This is a genomic window from Advenella sp. FME57 (assembly GCF_014897675.1).
Taxonomy (GTDB): Bacteria; Pseudomonadota; Gammaproteobacteria; order Burkholderiales; family Burkholderiaceae_B; genus Advenella.
In genome coordinates this window covers 23323-41085 of the sequence record NZ_JABUXU010000024.1, presented here as the reverse complement: position 1 = coordinate 41085, position 17763 = coordinate 23323, and the positions used below count along the sequence as shown (strand labels likewise).

14 protein-coding genes are annotated in these 17763 nt (G+C 56.1%); 4 read left to right on the top strand and 10 right to left on the bottom strand.

Going from position 1 to position 17763, the window contains the following annotated elements; genetic code table 11:
- Window positions 1-320: 320 nt before the first annotated feature.
- Both thiC and cysG read right to left on the bottom strand, forming a co-directional pair.
- Window positions 321-2234 (bottom strand): phosphomethylpyrimidine synthase ThiC, encoded by a 1914-nt coding sequence (gene thiC, locus INT32_RS20310; RefSeq protein ID WP_193090511.1) that lies wholly within the window; start codon window positions 2232-2234, stop codon window positions 321-323.
- A 286-nt stretch (window positions 2235-2520) separates the two neighbouring features.
- Window positions 2521-3936, bottom strand: a complete 1416-nt coding sequence (cysG, locus tag INT32_RS20305) for a siroheme synthase CysG (protein WP_193090510.1) — start codon at window positions 3934-3936, stop codon at window positions 2521-2523.
- A gap of 342 nt (window positions 3937-4278) precedes the next feature.
- Between cysG and INT32_RS20300 the strand changes: the two genes are divergently transcribed.
- Window positions 4279-6111: an assimilatory sulfite reductase (NADPH) flavoprotein subunit gene (locus INT32_RS20300; RefSeq protein WP_193090509.1), complete on the top strand. Its 1833-nt coding sequence runs from the start codon at window positions 4279-4281 to the stop codon at window positions 6109-6111.
- A 9-nt stretch (window positions 6112-6120) separates the two neighbouring features.
- The gene (gene cysI, locus INT32_RS20295) at window positions 6121-7866 is read left to right on the top strand and encodes an assimilatory sulfite reductase (NADPH) hemoprotein subunit (protein ID WP_193090508.1); all 1746 of its coding nucleotides are present in this window, start codon (window positions 6121-6123) and stop codon (window positions 7864-7866) included.
- A 190-nt stretch (window positions 7867-8056) separates the two neighbouring features.
- On the opposite strand, the gene INT32_RS20290 is transcribed toward cysI, so the two are convergent.
- Window positions 8057-8482, bottom strand: a complete 426-nt coding sequence (locus INT32_RS20290) for a helix-turn-helix domain-containing protein (protein WP_193090507.1) — start codon at window positions 8480-8482, stop codon at window positions 8057-8059.
- 312 nt (window positions 8483-8794) lie between these two features.
- A complete protein-coding gene (locus INT32_RS20285; RefSeq protein WP_193090506.1) occupies window positions 8795-9382 on the bottom strand; it encodes a TetR/AcrR family transcriptional regulator in 588 nt (195 codons plus the stop codon).
- Window positions 9383-9522: 140 nt separating this feature from the next.
- Here INT32_RS20285 and INT32_RS20280 point away from each other — a divergent pair, with 140 nt between their 5' ends.
- The gene (locus tag INT32_RS20280) at window positions 9523-10737 is read left to right on the top strand and encodes an MFS transporter (protein WP_193090505.1); all 1215 of its coding nucleotides are present in this window, start codon (window positions 9523-9525) and stop codon (window positions 10735-10737) included.
- 39 nt (window positions 10738-10776) lie between these two features.
- Window positions 10777-12000: an MFS transporter gene (locus INT32_RS20275; protein WP_193090504.1), complete on the top strand. Its 1224-nt coding sequence runs from the start codon at window positions 10777-10779 to the stop codon at window positions 11998-12000.
- Between the two features lie 147 nt (window positions 12001-12147).
- Here the strand turns inward: INT32_RS20275 and proB are convergent, their stop codons facing one another.
- From proB to argJ, 6 genes are all read right to left on the bottom strand, one after another.
- On the bottom strand, window positions 12148-13314 hold the full coding sequence (gene proB / locus INT32_RS20270) for a glutamate 5-kinase (protein WP_193090503.1): 1167 nt from the start codon (window positions 13312-13314) through the stop codon (window positions 12148-12150).
- A 52-nt stretch (window positions 13315-13366) separates the two neighbouring features.
- Window positions 13367-14485, bottom strand: a complete 1119-nt coding sequence (obgE, locus tag INT32_RS20265) for a GTPase ObgE (protein WP_193090502.1) — start codon at window positions 14483-14485, stop codon at window positions 13367-13369.
- Between the two features lie 158 nt (window positions 14486-14643).
- Window positions 14644-14904 carry a 50S ribosomal protein L27 gene (gene rpmA, locus INT32_RS20260; RefSeq protein ID WP_014749778.1) on the bottom strand — a complete coding sequence of 87 codons (261 nt, stop codon included), beginning with the start codon at window positions 14902-14904 and terminating at the stop codon, window positions 14644-14646.
- Window positions 14905-14937: 33 nt separating this feature from the next.
- A complete protein-coding gene (rplU, locus tag INT32_RS20255) occupies window positions 14938-15249 on the bottom strand; it encodes a 50S ribosomal protein L21 (protein ID WP_025373688.1) in 312 nt (103 codons plus the stop codon).
- Between the two features lie 184 nt (window positions 15250-15433).
- Complete coding sequence (locus INT32_RS20250; protein ID WP_193090501.1) at window positions 15434-16564, bottom strand: DUF1853 family protein; 1131 nt, start codon at window positions 16562-16564, stop codon at window positions 15434-15436.
- Window positions 16527-17753 carry a bifunctional glutamate N-acetyltransferase/amino-acid acetyltransferase ArgJ gene (argJ, locus tag INT32_RS20245; RefSeq protein WP_193090500.1) on the bottom strand — a complete coding sequence of 409 codons (1227 nt, stop codon included), beginning with the start codon at window positions 17751-17753 and terminating at the stop codon, window positions 16527-16529. The genes INT32_RS20250 and argJ overlap by 38 nt, the downstream gene beginning before the upstream one ends.
- Window positions 17754-17763: the final 10 nt, after the last annotated feature.

Genomic DNA, 17763 nt, shown 5'->3' with positions numbered 1-17763 from the left:
ACGGTAAAAGGGCCCGACCGAAGCCGGGCCCTGCCTGATAAGGAGGATACGATGAAGCAAATCGTATTACAACTTATCCTGATCAGTATATCGCTGTTGATGCCAGTGTATAGCTCCCCAGCTTATTGATCAGGGACCGGTGGGAACGTACCCCACCGGTTTCAGGTTTTAATTTACAAAATATATCCCTAGCTGTCAATTGTGGACAAAGGTAGTTTTACCGACAGCATCACAACAGGGATAAGTGCACTGCCAGCACATGCTACCAACCCAACCTCGTACTGCCGGATTGGGTAGCACTCTTTTGCCGCTGCTGGGCATCAGGTTTTGTGATACAGCTCGGCGCCTTTTTTCATGAATTCGATCGATTTTTCCTGCATGCCCTGCTGTAATGCCTTATCTGCCGTCAGACCCTGCTTCTGGGCGTATTCACGTACGTCCTGGGTAATTTTCATGCTGCAGAAATGTGGCCCGCACATGGAACAGAAGTGAGCCACTTTCATCGAATCCTTGGGCAGTGTTTCGTCGTGGAACTCCTTGGCGGTATCCGGGTCCAGGCCCAGATTGAACTGGTCGTCCCAGCGGAACTCAAAGCGGGCTTTGGACAGTGCATTGTCACGGATGGCCGAGCCCGGGTGACCCTTGGCCAGATCGGCGGCGTGCGCGGCAATTTTATAGGTGATAATGCCGTCCTTCACGTCTTTCTTGTTGGGCAGCCCAAGGTGTTCTTTCGGGGTGACGTAGCACAACATGGCTGTTCCATACCATCCGATCAGCGCCGCGCCAATGCCGGAGGTAATATGATCGTAGCCGGGGGCAATATCGGTCGTCAACGGGCCCAGAGTATAGAACGGCGCCTCATCGCAATGCTCCAGCTGCAGATCCATATTTTCCTTGATCAAATGCATGGGCACATGGCCTGGGCCTTCGATCATGACCTGGACATCGTGCTTCCACGCCACTTTGGTCAGTTCGCCCAGCGTTTTGAGTTCGGCAAACTGGGCCTCGTCATTGGCATCGTAACCAGAGCCGGGTCGCAGTCCATCGCCCAGTGAGAAACTGACATCGTAGGCTTTCATGATGTCGCAAATGTCTTCAAAGTGGGTATACAGGAAGCTTTCCTCGTGGTGGGCAAGACACCATTTGGCCATAATGGAACCGCCCCGTGACACGATGCCGGTCATGCGATCGGCAGTCATGGGGATGAACGGCAGGCGCACACCCGCATGAATGGTGAAATAGTCCACGCCCTGTTCAGCCTGTTCGATCAGCGTGTCCCGGAAAATTTCCCAGGTCAGTTCCTCTGCCTTGCCATCGACTTTTTCCAGCGCCTGATAAATAGGCACGGTCCCGATGGGAACTGGCGAGTTGCGGATGATCCATTCGCGGGTTTCATGGATATGCTTGCCGGTGGACAAATCCATCACCGTATCGCCACCCCAGCGGATGGCCCAGGTCATTTTTTCCACTTCCTCATTGATGCTTGAGCCAAGCGCCGAGTTGCCGATATTGGCATTGATCTTGACCAGGAAATTGCGGCCAATGGCCATGGGTTCAATTTCCGGGTGATTGATGTTGGCCGGAATGATGGCGCGCCCGCGAGCGATCTCGTCCCGCACGAATTCCGGGGTGATTTTTTTGGGAATGGAAGCGCCAAAAGACTGTCCCGGATGCTGGCGCAGAATGCGTGCAGCCAGCTTTGCGCCTTCAGGTCCGCTTTGGCGCACGCTTTCGATGTACTGCTCAATCCGCATGTTTTCGCGGATGGCCACAAATTCCATTTCTGGCGTAATAATGCCTTTGCGCGCGTAGTGCATTTGGCTCACATTGCGACCTGCCAATGCACGTCGGGGCGGGCGCTGCAGTTCGAAGCGCATGGCAGTGAGGGCCGGATCTGTCAGGCGTTCCTGCCCATAGACACTGCTGGGACCGGATAGTACTTCGGTATCCTGCCGTTCATCGATCCAGGCGCGGCGTACTTCGGGCAGGCCCTTGCGGATATCAATATGTACCTTGGGGTCCGTATACGGGCCGCTGGCATCGTACACGGTCAGCGGCGGATTGGATTCCCCGCCAAAAAGGGTAGGCGTATCATCCTGACTAATTTCACGAAATGGCACGCGAATGTCCGGGCGAGAACCCTGTTCATAAATTTTGCGTGACTGGGGAAGCGCCTGGATGGCGGCGGAATCAACCTGAGCCGTCGCGGCCAGGAATTTTGGGTTTGCACTCATGTTTGCTCCAAAACAATTGAAATTGGAGCCGAATACGGGACAGCCTTCGTGTAGACGAATGATCTCCCAGCATCGGCATTATCCGTACTGGTACAAAGGGACTCTCTCAACCACGCCGAAGGCGCAGTACCCCTGCTTGAACTGGGAAGTATAGGAGCTTATGCGGATCCAGACAAGTCAATCCGATGGATCCAGCATTTACGCAAGCAATTGAAATGTGCTGCCGCACAAGCGGTGCCGGCACGGCGCAGCAGCGCGCAGTGTATATTGGTGCGACGCAGCATGTTCAGGCGGCGTTTGCAATGACGCTGTTAGTTTCGCTGGCCACGCTGTTTACGCCAGAAAGCCGGGATTCATGCTGTACTGCAGCGACTTCGCCAATGATGAACAGAGCCGGCGCTGCGGCCTGCGCGGCCAGGGCGTGCAGATCGGCCAATGTGCCCGCGTACACTTTTTGTGAAGCGCGTGTGGCATGGCTGACCACGGCAACCGGCGTGTCGGCACGACGACCACGCTGCGTCAGTTCGCGGGTAATTCTGGCCGCATTAACGGTGCCCATGTAGACCACAATGGTCTGACGCGGCCGAGCCAGGGTATCCCAGTCAATCGCATTTTCGTTACGACAGGTGTGGCCGGTAACAAACAGAACCGATTGCGAATGGTCGCGATGGGTCAGCGGGATGCCGGCATAGGCAGAGGCGCCTAGTGCGGCAGTGATACCCGGAATCACCCGACAGGCAATGCCCTGGTCGGTGACTGCCTGCATTTCCTCGCCGCCACGTCCGAAAATAAAAGGATCACCGCCCTTGAGCCGCACCACGCGCAGGCCTTTTCTGGCGTGGCTGATCAACAGTTCATTGATCTGGTCCTGTGGCACAGAATGGTGGCCACCGCGCTTGCCCACCGGCACCCGCTCGGCATCGCGGCGGATCAGTGTCATTATTTCATCTGAAATCAGTGCGTCATGAAAGACAATATCGGCTTGTTGAACGGCCTGCAGGGCGTTCAGGGTAAGCAACCCGGGGTCGCCCGGACCAGCGCCCACCAGTGTGACTTCGCCTTGTTGCGGCACGCCGCTAGCCAGTTGCGCCTGCAGCAACGCCTCGGCGCCCGCCGTGTCGCCCGACTGCGCGGCATCGGCAAAGCGGCTGCTGAACAGCATTTCCCAGAAGCGTCGTCGTTCCGTCAGGGAGCCCAGTTGTTGCTTGACCTTGCCACGCCAGCGTCCGGCAATCTGGGCCATATTGCCGAATTGCTGGGGAATCAGTGTTTCCAGTTGCTGGCGCAATTGCCGGATAAGCACCGGGGCCGTGCCATTGCTGCTAATGGCAATTTGCACGGGCGAACGGTCGATCACCGACGGAACGATATACGAACACAGTTGTGGATTGTCCACGACGTTGACCAGTTTTTTACGAGCTTCGGCGGCATCCGATACGGTCTGATTGACAGCGGCATCGTCGGTGGCCGCCACAACCAGGAATACGTCGTCGAGCCATTGGGCTTCAAACTGCTGCCCGCGCAGCAATACTTTGCCCTGTTCTGTCCATAATTTCAGTTGTGGTGTCAGCTCCGGGGCTGCCAGGTGTACGCAGGCGCCGGCATCAAGCAGGGCGTGCGTCTTGCGCTCGGCCACTGTGCCACCGCCAATCACCAGTACGGGACGTCCTGCGAGATTGGCAAATAAGGGAAAGGTCTGCATCGTGTTTCGAGTCAAATGTGAGAGAAGGGCGGTTATATGGTTATTGCATCTGTAATCGTAGTGTTTTTACAAATAATCGAAAAATATATATCTGCTTGTAGCTTAGATCTTTCAGTAATAAGAAGGTATCACATACCTGGCAGGCTTATATAGATAGAGGTAATGTTGAAATGACATATCTGTCGTTCGTGCAGTGCGCAATCGTTGCTAGGATGAAACCCGTATAAATAGTAAATCGTCCACATAAATAGTAAACAATGAGTGACAAGCCGCCCAGGGCACGGTTCTGACGACCGGCATTCTACTGGGTGAGTATTGTCCGTGCGCAGGGAAATCAGACAAATGAGTTATCCACCACTATCGGGCTTGCCGATCAATTCGGATACGCTATCCGAATTGCAGAAGAACCTTTCGGGGTTGAATCCGTTGCAGACAGCGTGGCTGTCCGGCTATTTATGGGCACGCAGCCAGCAGATGGATGCACCTGTCGCCGCCAGTGCCAGTGTTGCAGCAGCGCCCGGCACGCCGGAACAGGCCAGTCCGGTACTGATATTGTCGGCATCCCAGACCGGTAATGCACGCCGGGTTGCCCAGTCGTTGCAGGATAAACTGAAGGCCGCCGGGGTCGCATCGGTGCTCAAAAATGCGGGCGATTACAAAAGCCGGCAGCTCGCTTCGGAGCGGCTTGTCCTGGTTGTCGTCTCGACCCAGGGCGATGGTGAACCACCTGAAGAGGCGCTGACATTGCACAAGGCGCTGTTCGGCAAGAAGCCACCCGAGGTCAAATCCCTGCAGTTTGCAGTGCTGGGGTTGGGAGACAGTTCCTATCCTGATTTTTGCCAGGCGGGCAAGGATTTCGATTCGCGTCTGGAGCAACTGGGCGCGCAGCGTCTGTTTGAGCGTGTAGACTGCGACTTGGATTACCAGGCAACGGCTGACCAGTGGGTTGAAAAAACAGTGGCCTGGCTGGTCGAACACGAAAGCAGCAATACGGCAGCCACTTCAGCGCCCGCCAGTGTCAGTGGCCTGGTCAATGAACCGCAGGTGCATGCGCAAATTTACACGCGGGAAAAACCGTTTACTGCCACCATTCTGACCAACCAGAAAATCACCAGTCGCGACTCGCTCAAGGATGTACGGCATCTGGAATTTGATCTGGCTGACTCCGGTATCCGTTATCAGCCTGGCGATGCGCTGGGTGTCTGGTTTCGCAATGACCCGGCGCTAGTTGATTCGATTTTGTCCTCGACCGGGATCGATGGCGCCGCAAATGTGACGCTGGCCGATGGCAAGACACAGGTGGGGGTTCGCTACGCACTGATTCATCATCTGGACATTACCCAAAACACGCCGGCCTTTGTGAAGGGATATGCACAGATTACCCAGGATCCGGGTCTTCTTGAGCTGGTTGCCGACAACAAGGCATTGCAGGACTATATCGCCGATACGCCTATAGATACGGTGCTCCGAAGGGTGCCGCAGGTGCTGACAGCGCAGCAGTTGTGCAATTTGCTGCGCCCGCTTACCCCGCGCCTGTATTCCATTGCTTCGGCGCAGGAAGAGGTGGGTGACGAGGTCCACATCACCGTGGCCCTGGTGGAGTATGAGCAGGATACGATACAGTATCAGGGTGGGGCTTCCGGTTACCTGAATCGTCGTCTGGAAGCAGGCGATGAAGTGGATATTTTTATCGAACCGTCGGCGCACTTTCGTCTGCCCCAGGATGCACAAACGCCCATTATCATGATCGGGGCCGGCACTGGCATTGCACCGTTTCGCGCATTTATGCAGAAACGCGATGCCCAAGACCAGGAAGGGGACAACTGGCTCATTTTTGGCAACCAATCCTTCAAGGATGATTTTCTATACCAGCTCGAATGGCAGCAGTTGGCCAAGTCCGAGCGTTTGTCACGCTACAGTTTTGCATGGTCGCGTGATCAGCAGGAAAAAGTTTACGTCCAGCACAAGTTGCTGCAGGAAGGCACGCAGCTGTGGCAGTGGCTGCAGAGGGGCGCGCATCTGTACGTGTGCGGTGACGCAAGTCGTATGGCTAAAGACGTTGAAGCGGCCTTGCTTGAGGTGATCGCCAGCGAGGGCGGGCTCAGTGTTGATGATGCCGATGCCTATCTGGATGAGCTGCGCGAGTCGCACCGCTATCAGCGCGACGTATATTGAGGAATGATCATGAGTGACATCAAAGCACCGGCCGGCAAGCTGTCGGATAACGAACGTCTGAAAAGCAATAGCAGGTATCTGCGCGGCACCATCGTCGAGGATCTTCAGGATCCGTTAAGCGGCGGCTTTCGTGGTGACAATTTCAACCTGATCCGTTTTCACGGCATGTATGAGCAGGACGATCGTGATATTCGGGCCGAACGTGTAGAACAGAAACTGGAGCCGCTGAAAAATGTGATGCTGCGCTGCCGGATGCCGGGCGGTGTCATTACACCAGCCCAGTGGCTGGGGATTGACGAGTTTGCCGCCAGTCATACAATGTACGGCAGCATCCGCATTACCAATCGTCAGACCTTCCAGTATCACGGCGTGTTAAAGCAGAATATTCGTCCGGTACACCAGTGGCTGCATCAACTGGGCCTGGATTCGATCGCTACGGCGGGCGATGTCAATCGCAATGTGCTATGCACGTCCAACCCGGTCGAGTCCCAGCTGCACGTACAAGCCTGGGAATGGGCCAAGAAAATTTCCGAGCATCTGCTGCCCAAAACTCAGGCTTACGCGGAAATTTGGCTGGATGGCGAAAAGGTGCAAAGCACCGATACCGATACACTGGAGCCGATTCTGGGCAAAAGCTATCTGCCACGCAAATTCAAAACTACAGTGATCATACCGCCGCAAAACGATGTGGACCTACATGCCAACGATCTGAATTTTGTTGCTATCGAACAGGCAGGCAGCCTGATTGGATTCAACGTGCTGATCGGTGGTGGCCTGTCCATGGAACATGGCAATGCCGCGACTTTTCCCACCACGGCGTATGAGTTCGGTTTCATCCCCCTGGACAAAACGCTGGACACCGCCGCAGCAGTGGTGACGGCGCAACGTGACTTGGGTAATCGCAGCGACAGGAAAGCGGCCAAAACACGCTACACGATTTTGCGTGTGGGCCTGGAGGCGTTCAAGGCGGAAGTGGAACAGCGCATGGGCTTTGCCTTTGAGCCGATCCGCCCCTACGAATTTACCGATAGAGGCGATAGGATCGGCTGGGTTCATGGCATTGATAAAAAATGGCATCTGACGCTGTTCATTGAAAATGGACGTGTGCTGGACTATCCCGGCCGGTCGCTGAAAACTGGCTTGCGTGAGATTGCGCGAATTCACAACGGTGATTTTCGTCTGACGGCTAACCAGAATCTGATCGTGGCCAATGTGGATGCGGCGAACAAGGATGCGATAGAAAAACTGGCGCGCGACCATGGTTTGATCAACGACAACGTGACTGTCCAGCGGGAAAACTCAATGGCCTGTGTGGCCTTGCCAACCTGTCCGCTGGCGATGGCTGAAGCCGAGCGCTTTTTGCCGTCGTTTATCGACAAAATGGATGCCATCATGGCTCGTCATGGTTTGCAAGACGACTTTATTGTCACGCGCGTGACGGGCTGTCCGAATGGTTGCGGCAGAGCCATGCTGGCCGAGGTGGGACTGGTTGGTAAAGCGGTAGGGCGCTACAATCTGCACCTGGGCGGCAATCGCGTCGGTACCCGCATTCCAAGGCTGTACAAGGAAAACATTACCGAAGAACAGATTCTGGACATCCTGGATGAACAGATCGGTCATTGGGCTGCCGGGCGGCAGGATCAGGAAGGTTTTGGAGACTTTCTAATTCGTACCGGTTTTATCAAGCCGGTGGTCAATCCGTCAGTTGACTTTCATGATGCGAGCAAGGTGCCTGACACTGCAGCAATCGTTTAAGAAGGTTACGGCCGCTAGCTTTGGTCGTAATGTCGCGATCGATGATGATTGATGCGTGCGGATAAGCGTATCGGAGCAGGGCGGGGACTGAGTCAATGGGTCCTGGCAAAAAACGGAAAGAGCCGTGTGCGTTATACATTGCACACGGCTCTTTTTTTGCTGGTACTGGGCAAGGAATCAGCTAGGCTGATCAAGCATTTTTCAGGTATGACTTGATATGCGCCGTCAGCTCTTTGCGCTGTTTGCCGGTAAGGGCAATAAGCGCAGCTGTTTCCTTTTGGGTCAGTGATTTGAACAAGGCGTCGCGGGCGGCCACTTCCGGGGGAACGAAACTTTTTTCCGGAAGAATGGGCAGTGTGCCGTTGATCAGCCAATCGGAATTGACACCAAAGAATACAGCCAGCCGACTGACAATTTGCGCTGATGGGCTGACTTTACGATTACCCATCTCATAATTGGCGATCGTACTTTGGGACACACCGAGCTCAAGCGCCAGTTCGTTTTGATTCATGCCATGATGAATTTTGCGAAGAAAGTGCAGCCGCTCGGCAAAGGTGCCTAGTTTTGCCACTGCGCGCAGGTCTGGCAAGGATTCATAGTTTTTTCGAGTAGCCATATCAGATAGACCAAAAATGTTACAAGTGGTAAATAACAATTTTCAATAATAGCCGGGTTTCAAAGGTTTTCTTTAACAATTATCACTTTTTGACGTTTTTTTATCGAAAATTTTCTTTTCTTTATGTTTGGGGGTAACGATAGCGTCAAATCCACATTTATTCGGCCTATCGCCAAAGGTCAATCACGCACTTGGTATCAAATATACGATATCACGTCCATGATATCGCTTCAGCAATATCAGGTCAGTAACAGGCCAATAATATCCGTATCGGGATATGCATTTTCCTGGTGTGACAATATCAGGCCTGGTCTATGCCCTGATTAACAGGCCCCGAAGTAGCAATTGTAAGGTGGCCTTGGCCTGCTTCAATCGCAGCTTGCCGTCCTTGGCTTGCGCGATCCAGACGGCGGCCTCGGCCAGGCCGCCGTAAATGAGTGCGGTCAATACTTCCGGGTCGGTTTTGACTACAACGCCCTGTTGCATGAGATTTTCGATCAGTCGTTGCATCGTGTCCAGACAATGGCGGCGTGAGTCAGGCGAAGGGCCCCCCAACACCGCTTTGGCGTCGCGTAGCACAATGCGCTGCATTTCGGGTTCCAGCGCCATCTCCAGATAGGCGTGGCAGCGATTGTTAAAACCTTCCCATGGGTCCTGAGCCGAGTCAGAAATTACTCGCAGGCGGGCATCGGTCTCGGCATCGATCTGTTCTACCACAGCCTCAAGCAACCCTTTTTTGTCGCCAAAATGATGATAGAGCGCGCCGCGGGTCAGGTTTGCCTGCGCCGTGAGCTCATCCATCGACGTGTCGGCATAGCCACGCTCAGTGAATACCTTTCTTGCCGTCGCCAGCAGAGTAGCGCGCGTTTCTTCCGTTTCGGCGCGGGTTCGACGGACCATTTGTGCATCTCCTTTTTAATACGTGACGTATGATTATTTACATACGATGCGTATGAATATATAATTCTATTCATACGCACTGTATGTATTATCGCTGCCCCGTGACGCAATGGCAAGCGGGTCGCGCTCTGGAGAATGAAATGGTTAATCCGTATCGAGAACTTTTCGTTGCGCCTGGCGCCATGGGCTTTGCCCTGGCAGGTCTGCTGGCGCGGATTGCACTGCCCATGACTGGTATCGGCATCATCACCATGCTGTCGCAACTGCGTGCAAGCTATGCTTTAGCCGGTGCCGTGTCTGCTACGTTCGTGTTGACCTACGCACTATTGTCACCGCAGATCTCTCGTTTGGTAGACCGTCACGGACAAAGCCGGGTATTGCCCGCAGCGACGATGATCAGTGTTATCGGTATGCTGGTTTTGCTTGCTGCGTCCCGTTGGCAGGCACCCGACTGGATTTTGTTCGCTGGCGCCTTGCTGGCCGGCTTCATGCCCAGTATCTCGGCGATGCTGCGGGCACGATGGACGGCGATTTATCGGGGTCAGCCGCAGTTAAGTGCCGCCTATTCCCTGGAGACGGTAATTGATGAAGCCACCTACATCGTCGGGCCTGCGCTGTCTGTTGGATTGTCGGTAGCGGCGTTTCCCCAAGCTGGTCCATTGGCAGCGCTCGTGTTGCTTGTGCTTGGCGTATGGGCGCTGACCACCCAGCGTGGCACTGAACCCCAGGTTCAGGTCCGGCCCAACGGCACAGATGCCGCAGGATCGGTTATCCGGCTGGCCAATGTACGCTTGTTGATACTGCTGATGGCGGCAATGGGCGTTATTGTCGGCACCGTGGATATCGTGAGCGTGGCCCTCACCGAGCAATTGGGGCAGCCGGCGGCGGCTAGCCTGGTGCTGGCAGCCTATGCTGTCGGATCGTTCCTGGCAGGCCTGCTATTTGGCGCAATGAAATTGCGAACGCCCTTGCATCGCTTGCTGTTGCTGGGTGGGCTGGCAACGGCTGTCACCACGCTTCCCCTGATGCTGGTAGACAATGTCCCCGCGCTGGCTGCCACTGTATTCTTGGCCGGTTTGTTCTTTGCACCAACGATGATAGTGGCGATGACGCTGGTGGAGCGTCTGGTGCCGGCGCGCCAATTGACCGAGGGCATGACCTGGCTGCTGGCCCGTCTGAATGTGGGCGTGGCGTTGGGGGCCGTCGCCTCGGGCCGGATTGTGGATGAATCAGGCGCGCAGGTCGGCTTTGCTATTGCGCTGTGTGCGGGGATCTTGGTATTGCTGGTAGCGCTTTTGGGGCATCTGCGTCTGCGCGCATATTGTCAGTCCCCGCCGGTATCCGAAGCCGCGTAATGGCCGCAAAATTTTCATACAAATTCAAGGATCAATCACATGAACTCGTCGCCAACTGTTTCTGAACAAGCGGATGCCCGGCATCCCTGGCTGGCGGTGGTCGCTGTAGGCCTTGCGACCTTTTGCGTCGTAACCACGGAGATGCTGCCGGTCGGCTTGCTTACGCCAATTGCCCAGACGCTGGATACGTCTGCCGGAACCGCCGGTTTAATGATCTCGTTGCCCGCACTGCTGGCGGCGATGTTTGCGCCGCTGGTGGTCATGGCGGCGGGTGGCACAGACCGGCGCAGGATACTGTGTGGTTTGTTGGGGCTGCTGGTGATTGCCAATATTGCCGGGGCGCTTGCCCCGAGCATGGCGTGGATGCTTGCAACTCGCATTCTGGTCGGTTTCTGTATAGGTGGCATCTGGGCCATTGCCGCTGGTCTGGCCTCCAGGCTTGTCCCCAATCATGCAGTCGGATTGGCGACATCCATCATCTTCGGCGGGGTGGCGGCGGCATCTGTGCTGGGCGTGCCGCTAGGGGCACTGGTCGGCCAGATGTGGGGTTGGCGCTGGGCCTTTGGTTGCATGGCAATGCTCAGCGGGCTCGTGCTGGCACTGCATGTTGCTGTGATTCCGGCGTTACCAGTTGCGCGTTCGGCGTCCGTACGGCAGTTCGGCACGCAGCTTGGTAATCGTCAATTGCAAGTAGGCCTGGCTTTAACGCTGTTATTGGTGGCAGGTCACTTTATCGCCTTTACGTTTGTGCGTCCATTATTGCTGTCTGTTTCGGGTTTTGACGTGCAATGGATTGGGGGATTGCTGTTTGCTTACGGTATCGCGGGCATTGCCGGCAACTTTCTGATGGGCATTCTTGCCGCTCGCTATACGCAGCAGACATTGCTGGCGATTGCGCTGGGGTTGCTGCTTACGCCGGCCCTGTTCCTGCTTGTCGGACGTTCCCCCTTGGGCGGCGGCGTGACGTTACTGATTTGGGGGCTGGCTTATGGAGGCGTGTCGGTTGGTCTGATGACATGGATGATGAAAGCTGCAGCAGGCGCTGTGGAAGTAGCCACTGCACTATACGTGGGCGCATTCAATGTAGGCATAGCGCTGGGATCCTGGCTCGGCGGTCAGATGGTCGATTCGCTCGGGTTGACGGCCAATCTCTGGTTGGCTGGGGCATTTGCTGCGGCCGCCGTACTGTTGTGCTTCACAATAGGCCTGCGTCAGTACAAGGCCGTCACCGGCGGGGGGCGGGCTCATGCGACGCCGGACTGACCCTTGCTGCGACGGCGCCCATAATCAATTTCAATTGCAAGCACCGGTCGCACAAGTGGCAGCCCTACAAGCGGCGCAATTGCAAGCCGTGGCTTAGCCGGCGCTGCGTTCTATCGGCTGCTGCCCAGGCGATGCTACAGCGGGCATTTAAATTTGGGGAATATCGACAGCGGCACCTTGTGGCGCGTGAACGAGCACCATGTTATTGCGGTGAATCAGCTCTTCGTCGCGGCAATGGCCAAGAATGCTTTCGATTTCGCGGGTCGGGTGTCGCATGATCCGGCGGGTTTCGGCCGAAGAGTAATTGCTCAGTCCGCGGGCGATTTCTCGATGCTGCTGGTCGGTGCAGGCCACGACGTCGCCGCGTTCAAATTCACCGACGACATCGGTCACGCCAACAGCCAGCAGGCTTTTACCCTGGTCTACCAGCGCCTTGCATGCGCCTTCGTCCAGCACCAACTTGCCGGGCAGACGCAAATGGTCGGCCATCCATTGCTTGCGTGCGGAGCGCAAAGAGGGCGAGGCGCGCAATTCGGTGCCGATGGCTTCGCCCAGGCCCAGACGCTCCAGGACGCGCTCCTCGCGGCCAGACGCGATAATGGTGGTGGCGCCGCTACTTGCGGCGCGCTGTGCGGCCAGTACCTTGGTCAGCATGCCGCCGGTGCCGATATGGCTGCCGGCGCCGCCGGCCATTTTCTGCAGCGCCGGATCACCGGCGGTGGCCAGGTGAATAAAGCGGGCATCGGGGTTGCTGCGCGGATCGCTGTCGTATAGCCCGCGCTGGTCCGTCAGAATGATCAACGCATCGGCTTCTATCAGATTACTGACCACGGCGCCCAGGGTGTCGTTATCACCCAGGCGGATTTCGTCCGTGACCACCGTATCGTTCTCATTGACGATAGGGATGACACCGAGCTCCAGCAGTTTAAAAATGGTTGACCGCGCATTCAGATAACGCAGGCGGTCGGTCAAATCTTCATGGGTCAGCAAAATTTGTGCTGCGCGCATGTGGTGCGCTGCGAAAGCCGATTCATAGGCCTGGATCAGGCCCATCTGGCCCACCGCAGCTGCAGCCTGCAGCTCGCTCATGGCTTTGGGACGGGTTTTCCACTTCAGGCGTGCCATGCCTTCGGCGATGGCGCCGCTGGACACCAGAATCAGTTGCTTGTTCTGGCGACACAGGGTGGCGATTTGCGATGACCATTCTCCGATGGCCTGCGGATCCAGGCCCTGACCATTGTTGGTGAGCAGGGATGAGCCCACTTTGACGACGATACGCTTTGCCGTGGCCACTGAAGAAACGAAATCGCTCATGTTGCAAAAAATCCAGAAGAAGGAAACGAAAGAGTGATAGGGCGCAGAACCGTTATTTGTCGGCGTCGTTCAGATTGTGACGTGATTCGTCAAAGCGCGGATCTTCCGGCACGTAGGCTTCTGCCGCTTTGTCCTGTTCGGCCATTTCGCGACCTTTTTCTGCGTCCAGATAATCCTGCAGCGCCCAGATCAGCGCCTGGGTGCCATCGCCCGACAGGGCCGAAATGGCAAAGACCGGTCCGTCCCATTGCAGTTCCTTGCACAGCCGTTGCTGTATGTCCTGCGGATCGTTGACCATATCCAGCTTGTTCAGCACCAGCCAGCGGGGCTTGGCGTGCAGTTGGGCGTCGTATTTGCGCAGTTCTTCGGCAATGGCGCGCACGTTATGGGCGGCAACCTCCACTGGATCCTGGTCTGGATCAAGGCCGGCAACGTCCACCAGATGCAGTAACACACGAGTGCGCGACAAGTGGCGCAGGAAAAGATGGCCCAGCCCGGCGCCTTCGGATGCCCCTTCGATCAGGCCGGGAATATCGGCGACCACAAAACTGCGTGAGGGCGAGGTGCGTACCACGCCCAGGTTTGGATGCAGGGTGGTGAAAGGGTAGTCTGCAATCTTGGGCTTGGCATTGGATATACGCGTGATGAGCGTGGATTTGCCGGCGTTGGGCATGCCCAGCAGCCCGACATCGGCCAGCACTTTGAGTTCCAGTCGCAGCTTGCGCTGCTCGCCTTCCTTGCCGTAGGTGAACTGGCGTGGCGCACGATTGACGCTGGACTTGAAGTGCAGATTGCCCATGCCCCCCTGGCCACCAGCAGCCAGCGTGACCTGCATCTGATGATGGTTCAGGTCAAACAACTGCTCATTGGTTTCGGCATCATAGATGACCGTGCCGACCGGGACACGCAGGGTGATATCGGCGGCCGCGGCGCCGTATTGGTCTGAGCCGCGGCCGTTTTCACCATTCTTGCCGCGATGCAGGCGTGCATAGCGAAAGTCGATCAGGGTATTGATGTTTCTGTCGGCAATAGCATAAATGCTGCCGCCACGTCCGCCATCGCCGCCATCGGGGCCGCCCTTGGGGATGAATTTTTCGCGACGAAAACTCGCCGCCCCGTTGCCGCCCTTGCCGGCAATGACTTCGATCGTCGCTTCGTCAACGAATTTCATGATGGATTCCTGTGGCCTGTAATAAATGGAGTCGCCGTGTAAGTGCTTTATTATCATTCACGCGGGCAGGTCTGAGCATATCAGAGCGCGTTGCGGAATAAAAAATGCCGTTCACCTGGCGACAAGTGAACGGCACTGCATGATGTCCGGGGAAAGGTTTAGTCTACCTTTGTGACGGAAACAGTATGCTTGTTGAGTGCGCCTTTATGTGAAAAGGAAACACTGCCGTCTACCAGTGCGTACAGAGTGTGGTCTTTACCGATACCAACATTGGTTCCCGGGTGAAAACGTGTGCCACGCTGACGAACAATAATTGAACCGGCTGGAATAACTTCACCGCCAAAGGCTTTTACGCCCAGTCGTTTGGATTCCGAGTCGCGGCCGTTGCGGGTCGAGCCGCCGCCCTTTTTCTGTGCCATGTTTAAGCTCCTGTTGTGCTGTTAACGAACGGATCAAGCAGTGATTGCTTCGATGACGATCTGGGTGTAATTCTGGCGATGGCCTTGGTGCCGCTGATAATGCTTGCGACGGCGCATTTTGAAAATTTTCACCTTGTCGTGACGTCCATGTGCAAGAACTTTGGCTTTAACCACAGCGCCTTCGACCAGGGGTGCACCCACTTTGAGTGTTTCACCTTCGCCTACTGACAAAACTTGGTCTAGCGAGATTTCTTGCCCGATGTCTGCCGGTATCTGTTCTACCTTGAGTTTTTGACCTTCGGCAACACGATACTGCTTGCCTCCGGTTTTTATGACCGCGTACATATGGGTTAACCTCTAAAAATAAATTTGGAATTAGCATATTTCAACGCTAAGCCCGTTATTCTACTGCGAAAACCAATAAAAAGTCAAAAGAATCAATCGCTTGTTCCAATAAAGTCAGCCGGCGAGGGGGTAGGCCGGCACAAAATGTGGTATTTTTGCCGACAGATGCCAGCCCGCGACGCGATCACAATACTGCGTCGACCCAATCATTGGCAACCACAAAACCACGGTGTACTTCTGTGTACGCCCGGCCGAAAGATTCCTGCAGCAGGTGCCCGGCCCCGGGCGCGGCGAACTCCGGTCCTGCTGCAGCCTTTACCGGTACGCCGGTGTCGCTGACCGGTGCTGCGACGCCCGACGGGGCCAATGCCACGATCAACAGTCCTGGCCTCGGGCCTGTTGCTGCAGCGACGGAACAGAACCAGGCTTCAAGTTGTGCCAGAAGTGCCGTGGCCTCAAGCGTGTCGGCGACATCGATCTGTTGCGGAGACAGCCATTGCATGCGCGATAGAATGCGCCAGCGCACAATACCGGTCCCGCCTGCGCGGGTCTCGCGTGTGAGGCGCTGCGCAAAATCGGCTTGCGTCAGCCACCAGCCCCTTGGGTGCAGAGGATTGAGCATCGCCCGGGTGGCAGGTTCGGCAAGGACATAATCATCCCAGCGCTCGCCCCGCAAGGGGTAGAACAGCCAGCCCTTGACATACGCTGCGGCGGCGTCGACTAGCACGCCCAATTGCTGGGTAACCTGTGGCATTGCGGACAGCGGCAACTGTCGATCGCGCAATTTTGTGGTTTTGCGAGCCAGCGTATCGCGCTGTTGCAGGCCGACGAACCGGTCGGCGTCCTGGGTCCGGCTAGCCTGCGGCACATAAAGATAATACTTGACGGCCAATTCCCAGTGCCACACCTGATTGTTATGGCGGTCGCGCCAGATATAGTCCAGCTCGCCAACGGTTTGCCGGGCAGCGCCAAGAGCCTGGGAAACGGTGATATGGATGGGTGTGCGGTGCGCCAGCAGTTCAATGCTGCCGGCCTGCTGCAGCGCGATACGCAGCAGGGCTTCGGCATAGAGCCCAAGCCGGCGGTAGTGTGCGCCAAAGTCGCTGGAGAGGGGCTCGGGCGCATTGCCTTGGTGCTGCAGCCAGCGGTCAATCTCGCGCAGCGCGGTGGCCGGCCAGCTTGCCAGTGGCAGATCTGCAGCTGGCGCCAGCAAATCCGGAGAATGCGTCAGCCAGTGAAGATCATGCCAGGCCTGGCTACGCTGCCCGGGTTTGATCTCAGGAACGGTAGTCTGCGTTGATGCTGATGTACTCATGCGAGAAGTCGCAACTGTATACCGTTTCCGATACATTGCCGCGGCCCAGTGCTACACGCACCAGAATCTCGGGCTGCTGCATGACACGCTGCCCATCTTCTTCTAGATAGTCAGGATCGCGGCCGCCGCCGGTGGCAACCAGCACATCGTCAAGCCACAGGCGCAGGGCGGTCACATTCAGATCATCGACGCCGGCGTAACCAATGGCGGCCAGAATGCGACCCAGGTTCGGATCCGATGCGTAGAAGGCGGTTTTGACCAGCGGGGAGTGCGCGATCGCGTAGGCAATTTTCAGCGCAGTCTGGCTGCTTTCTGCCTCTTCCACCTGGATGGTGATGAATTTGGTGGCGCCTTCGGCATCACGCACGATTTTTTGTGCCAGCTCGCGGGCGACTTCAATCAGCTCTGCCTTAATGGTCTGGTAATGTGGACTTTGGGCGTCCTGTACCTGTATGCCGCTTTGACCGGTGGCGATCACGATAAATGAGTCATTGGTCGAGGTGTCGCCGTCTACCGTAATACGGTTAAAAGAACGGTTGGCAATATCCTTGACCAGCTCCTTGAGCAGTGCCGGGGCAATTTCCGCATCGGTTGCGACAAAGCCCAGCATGGTGGCCATATTTGGGCGGATCATGCCGGCGCCTTTGCTGATGCCGGTAATGCTCACTTTACGCCCGTCCAGTGTCAGTTGCCTGGAGCAGATTTTGGGCAGCGTATCGGTGGTCATGATACTGTGCGCTGCCTTGAGCCAGGCATTTTTGTCCAGGGATCGAATGCATTGCGGCAACGCTGCCGTAATCTTGTCTACCGGAAGGGGTTCAAGAATAACCCCTGTAGAAAATGGCAGGATTTCTTCTTCCAACAGGCCCAGTTCCTTGGACAGCACGCGACAGGTCTCAAAGGCACGTTCCAGGCCGTCAGCACCGGTGCCGGCATTGGCATTGCCGGTATTGATGACCAGGGCCCGCATGGCATTGCCCTTGGCCAGGCGCGATTCGCAGATCTGCACCGGGGCGGCTCTGAAACGGTTACGGGTGAAAACGCCAGCTACAGAGGTACCTGGTGTGAATTTGAATAATGTGAGATCATCGCGGCCAGGCTTTTTGATCCCGGCTTGCGCAATGCCAATTTCAACCCCTGCTACCGGATAGATAGCTGATTCGTCAGGTATATTTAAGTTTACAGCCATACAGCTTCAA

Bases quoted from the DNA above. Each gene is read 5' to 3' on its own strand.
- thiC (WP_193090511.1), bottom strand. From the start codon at position 2,234: ATGAGTGCAAACCCAAAATTCCTGGCCGCGACGGCTCAGGTTGATTCC.
- cysG (WP_193090510.1), bottom strand. From the start codon at position 3,936: ATGCAGACCTTTCCCTTATTTGCCAATCTCGCAGGACGTCCCGTACTG.
- INT32_RS20300 (WP_193090509.1), top strand. From the start codon at position 4,279: ATGAGTTATCCACCACTATCGGGCTTGCCGATCAATTCGGATACGCTA.
- cysI (WP_193090508.1), top strand. From the start codon at position 6,121: ATGAGTGACATCAAAGCACCGGCCGGCAAGCTGTCGGATAACGAACGT.
- INT32_RS20290 (WP_193090507.1), bottom strand. From the start codon at position 8,482: ATGGCTACTCGAAAAAACTATGAATCCTTGCCAGACCTGCGCGCAGTG.
- INT32_RS20285 (WP_193090506.1), bottom strand. From the start codon at position 9,382: ATGGTCCGTCGAACCCGCGCCGAAACGGAAGAAACGCGCGCTACTCTG.
- INT32_RS20280 (WP_193090505.1), top strand. From the start codon at position 9,523: ATGGTTAATCCGTATCGAGAACTTTTCGTTGCGCCTGGCGCCATGGGC.
- INT32_RS20275 (WP_193090504.1), top strand. From the start codon at position 10,777: ATGAACTCGTCGCCAACTGTTTCTGAACAAGCGGATGCCCGGCATCCC.
- proB (WP_193090503.1), bottom strand. From the start codon at position 13,314: ATGAGCGATTTCGTTTCTTCAGTGGCCACGGCAAAGCGTATCGTCGTC.
- obgE (WP_193090502.1), bottom strand. From the start codon at position 14,485: ATGAAATTCGTTGACGAAGCGACGATCGAAGTCATTGCCGGCAAGGGC.
- rpmA (WP_014749778.1), bottom strand. From the start codon at position 14,904: ATGGCACAGAAAAAGGGCGGCGGCTCGACCCGCAACGGCCGCGACTCG.
- rplU (WP_025373688.1), bottom strand. From the start codon at position 15,249: ATGTACGCGGTCATAAAAACCGGAGGCAAGCAGTATCGTGTTGCCGAA.
- INT32_RS20250 (WP_193090501.1), bottom strand. From the start codon at position 16,564: ATGAGTACATCAGCATCAACGCAGACTACCGTTCCTGAGATCAAACCC.
- argJ (WP_193090500.1), bottom strand. From the start codon at position 17,753: ATGGCTGTAAACTTAAATATACCTGACGAATCAGCTATCTATCCGGTA.